This is a genomic window from Nocardia noduli, assembly GCF_019038455.1.
In the GTDB taxonomy this organism is placed as follows: domain Bacteria; phylum Actinomycetota; class Actinomycetes; order Mycobacteriales; family Mycobacteriaceae; genus Nocardia; species Nocardia noduli.
This window is the reverse complement of record NZ_JAFMPL010000225.1, coordinates 1-1,597: the sequence shown is the minus strand read 5'-3', so window position 1 is coordinate 1,597 and position 1,597 is coordinate 1. Positions and strand designations below refer to the sequence as shown.

Here is a 1,597-nt window from a genome sequence, read left to right as displayed (position 1 = left end):
CGGACGGTCGCCACCTCGCGGTAGAGGGGGCGGCGTTCACGCATCAGCTTGCGGTACTTCGCGCCGGGGTCGGCGCCGTTGAGCAGTGGGCGCTGGTTGCTCGCCCCGGTGCGGCGCAAACCCTCGGCGATGCTGATCTCGAGGTAGACCACGGTGCGGTCGCGTAGCAGCGCCCTGGTGTTCTCCGACAGCACCGCACCGCCGCCGAGGGAGACCACTCCGCGTTCGCCGAGAACGGCGCGGCGAACGACCCTTTCCTCGATCCTGCGGAATTCGGGTTCGCCGTCGACGGCGAAGATGTCGGGGATGGTCCGTCCGGTCTCGCGCTCGATGCCCGCGTCGGTGTCGTACAGCTCGACCCCGAGTTCCCTGGCGAGTTTGCGGCCGATCGTCGATTTTCCGGCGCCGGGCGGTCCGACCAGCACCACGCGGGGGGTGCGTGGGTCGGTCTGCACGATCATTGCGACCGACTGTCCGCGGGAATGTGGGGTCGCGTGCTCACCCGCTTGATGTAGCTGTGGATGTTGTCGACGGTCTCGGTGAGCGAATCGCCGCCGAATTTCTCCAGGGCCACCTGCGCGACGACGAGCGCGACCATCGTCTCGGCCACCACGCCCGCCGCGGGTACCGCGCACACATCGGAGCGCTGGTGGATGGCGACGGCTTCCTCGCCGGTGGTCATGTCGACGGTCGAGAGCGCGCGCGGGACGGTGGAGATCGGCTTCATGGCGGCGCGGACGCGCAGCGCCTCACCGTTGGTCATGCCGCCCTCGAGGCCGCCGGCCCGGTTGGTGGATCGCAGCACGCCGTCGGGGCCGGGCCGCATCTCGTCGTGGGCCTGGCTGCCGCGGCGGCGGGCGGTCTCGAAACCGTCGCCGACCTCGACGCCCTTGATGGCCTGGATGCCCATGAGTGCGGCGGCGAGACGGGAATCCAGACGGTCGGCGCCGCTGATGAACGAGCCGAGGCCGACCGGAAGGCCTTCCACGATCACCTCGACGACACCGCCGAGGGTGTCGCCGTCCTTCTTCGCCGCCTCGATCTCGGCGATCATCGCCGCCTCGGCGTCCTTGTCGAACGCGCGCACGGGGCTCTCGTCGACGGTGGCGAGATCGGCGCCGGTCGGGGTGATGCCGGTGGTGTTGGCGGCGGTGCCGATCGAGACGACGTGCGAGACGACCTCGACCCCGAACGCCTGGCGCAGGAAGTTGCGGGCGACGGTACCGGCGGCGACCCTGGCCGCGGTCTCGCGCGCGCTGGCTCGCTCGAGCACATTGCGGGCGTCGTCGAAGTTGTACTTGAGCATGCCGGAGTAATCGGCGTGGCCGGGGCGCGGCCTGGTCAGCGGCGCGTTGCGTGCCAGGTCGGCCAGGATCGCCGGATCGACCGGATCGGCGGACATGACGGTGGTCCACTTCGGCCATTCGGAGTTGGCGATCTCGATGGCGACGGGGCCGCCCATGGTGCGCCCGTGCCGGACACCGCCGACCATGGTGACCTTGTCGGCCTCGAATTTCATCCGGGCGCCACGCCCGTACCCGAGCCGGCGGCGGGCCAGTTGCGCGGAGATATCGTCCGACGTCACCTCGACACCGGC

Annotated in this window: 2 protein-coding genes; both read right to left on the bottom strand. The window is 70.4% G+C overall.

The window, feature by feature from the left end:
* Positions 1–461, bottom strand: a 461-nt coding sequence (locus JZ792_RS41045) for a shikimate kinase (protein ID WP_216918370.1), incomplete at its 3' end; no start/stop codon positions are given.
* On the bottom strand, positions 458–1,597 hold a 1,140-nt coding region (aroC, locus tag JZ792_RS41040; protein WP_216918367.1), incomplete at its 5' end, for a chorismate synthase. The genes aroC and JZ792_RS41045, both read right to left, overlap by 4 nt.